Source organism: Microcystis sp. M109S1, assembly GCF_020247025.1.
Taxonomy (GTDB): domain Bacteria; phylum Cyanobacteriota; class Cyanobacteriia; order Cyanobacteriales; family Microcystaceae; genus Microcystis.
The window spans coordinates 1-2,840 of sequence record NZ_JADBRW010000101.1 but is presented as its reverse complement, the minus strand read 5'-3'; the positions used below and the strand labels follow the sequence as shown (position 1 = coordinate 2,840).

The 2,840-nt window shown below is 44.1% G+C and carries 1 protein-coding gene; it reads left to right on the top strand.

The window, feature by feature from the left end; all coding sequences use genetic code 11:
* Positions 1 to 384 precede the first annotated feature (384 nt).
* Positions 385 to 2,664 carry a 1,4-alpha-glucan branching enzyme gene (gene glgB, locus IM322_RS04845; RefSeq protein ID WP_287676229.1) on the top strand — a complete coding sequence of 760 codons (2,280 nt, stop codon included), beginning with the start codon at positions 385 to 387 and terminating at the stop codon, positions 2,662 to 2,664.
* Positions 2,665 to 2,840: the final 176 nt, after the last annotated feature.

The window sequence follows — 2,840 nt, the reverse complement described above, 5'->3', positions numbered from 1 at the left end:
CCAAGATAAATTATCTATCTCCGCCCAAAATATATGTCCTTTCTTGATAATGTGTCTTTCTGCTACTAACATTGTTATCCGTTGCCTTTTAACTCAGCGTCGGGTTTTGAAGGGTTGTCATCCGTTGTCATAATTGTACCAGAAGGCAATTGATAGCCTGTTAAATTCCCTTGTTTCCACCACCTCCAAGCCGTTCGATAACTTATTCTTGTTTTTTTTGCCTAGTCTGATAGTTTCCTGTCTATATATTACCATGGCTGGCTATATATGACTATATTTGCATTGAAACTTTACAATACCATCAGTTTGAGAATTCCCAGAAGGCAACAAAAAAATGACTATTTCCTTGCTATAAGTATTGTAGATGTCAAGAGTGTTAACTGAATGTCTATAGTGGTATCCCCCGAACAAGTCCATCAAATCGTCAACAACCTCCATCACGATCCCTTTGAGGTTTTGGGGGCCCATCCCCTAGAAAAAGAAGGAAAAGTAAATAAATGGGTTGTTAGAGCCTATTTACCGAAAACCACGGCCGCTTGGGTTATTTTACCGTCCCAAAGACAAGAATATCCCATGAAGACCGCTTATCATCCCCATTTTTTCGAGTGCGTCATCGATATCGGTGAACTAAACAATTATCAATTACGCATCCACGAGGGAGAACAGGAACGGGTAATCTATGATTCCTATGCCTTCCGTTCTGCCAAACTCAGCGATTTTGATTTACATCTGTTTGGGGAGGGCAACCATCATCGCATTTATGAAAAATTAGGGGCGCATTTAGCCGAAATCGAGGGTATTAAAGGGGTTTATTTTGCCGTTTGGGCCCCTAATGCCCGCAACGTCTCGATTATTGGTGATTTCAATAACTGGGATGGTCGTGATCACCAAATGCGGAAACGTAATAATATGGTCTGGGAATTGTTTATCCCAGAAATCGGTGTTGGCACTAAATATAAATACGAGATCAAAAATTGGCAAGGTCATATTTACGAAAAATCTGATCCCTACGGTTTTGCCCAAGAAGTACGCCCGAAAACCGCCTCGATCGTGGCCAATTTAGATAGCTATAGTTGGGATGATAGCGATTGGATGGAAAAACGCCGCCATAGCGATCCTTTAACTCAACCGGTTTCCGTTTACGAATTACACCTCGGTTCTTGGCTGCACGCTTCTAGTGCCGAACCCCCCCGTTTACTTTCTGGGGAAGGGGAACCGGTTCCTGTGTCGGAATGGAACACTGGGGCGCGCTTTTTGAGTTACTACGAGTTGGCCGAAAAACTAATTCCCTACGTTAAAGAATTAGGTTACACCCATATCGAATTATTACCGATCGCCGAGCATCCTTTTGATGGTTCTTGGGGTTATCAAGTGACGGGTTATTTTGCCCCCACCAGTCGCTACGGCAATCCTGAAGATTTCATGTATTTTGTCGATCAATGTCACCAAAATGGCCTTGGTGTGCTAGTGGATTGGGTCCCCGGTCACTTCCCCAAAGATGGCCACGGGTTAGCTTTCTTTGATGGTACTCATCTTTACGAACACGGCGACCCGCGCAAAGGGGAACACAAGGAATGGGGAACCTTAATTTTTAACTACGGTCGCAACGAAGTCAGAAATTTCCTCGTCGCTAATGCTCTTTTTTGGTTCGATAAGTACCATATTGACGGCATTCGCGTGGATGCGGTGGCTTCCATGCTCTATCTCGATTATTGTCGTAAAGATGGGGAATGGGTGGCTAACGAGTACGGTGGCCGGGAAAATTTAGAGGCCGCTGAATTCCTGCGTCAAGTCAATCATGTAATTTTTAGCTATTTCCCTGGAATTCTCTCTATTGCCGAAGAATCCACCGCTTGGCCGATGGTGTCCTGGCCCACCTATATGGGCGGTTTAGGCTTTAATTTGAAGTGGAATATGGGCTGGATGCACGATATGCTCGATTATTTCGGCATGGATCCTTGGTTCCGTCAATTCCATCAAAATAATGTCACTTTTAGTATGTGGTATAACCACAGCGAGAATTATATGCTGGCTTTGTCCCACGATGAAGTGGTTCACGGCAAAAGTAATATGATTGGCAAAATGCCGGGGGATGAGTGGCAAAAATTCGCCAATGTCCGGGCATTATTTAGCTATATGTTTACCCACCCCGGCAAGAAAACCCTGTTTATGAGCATGGAATTTGGCCAGTGGAGTGAGTGGAATGTTTGGGGTGATTTGGAGTGGGGTCTTTTGCAGTATCAACCCCATCAACAGCTAAAACGCTTTTTCACTGATTTGAACGCCACCTATAAGAGTGAACCTGCTTTATATACCCAGGATTTTGGTCAGGATGGCTTTGAGTGGATCGACTGTAGTGATAATAGTCATAGCGTCGTTTCTTTCCTGCGCTGGAGCAAAAATTGGCAGGAGTTTGTGGTGGTGGTCTGTAATTTTACTCCCCAACCCCACAGCCATTATCGCGTTGGTGTACCTCATCCCGGTTTTTATCAGGAAATCTTTAACAGCGATGCGGGTAAATATGGCGGTAGTAATATGGGCAACCTTGGCGGTAAATGGTCGGAGGAATGGTCCTATCATAGCCGTCCCTACTCGATCGATCTCTGTTTACCACCTTTAGGGGTTTTAGTTCTCAAAATCGATCCTAATGCTTCTGGGGAATAGGGAAGCTTTTTTCAGTGATCAGTAAACAGTAAACAGTTATCGAAAATTTGGGTTAAAACCCCGTCGTTTTACGACGGCTTTAAGCTACAATGGAAAAAGCGATAACCAAGCTAAAAACTGAACCTTGACAACAGATAGTAGGGGGTTTCGTTCAGAAAAGACTTCAAATTCGGCCT

What these genes read in the sequence shown, in the direction of transcription:
- glgB (WP_287676229.1), top strand. Translation starts at nt 385, where the DNA reads ATGTCTATAGTGGTATCCCCCGAACAAGTCCATCAAATCGTCAACAAC.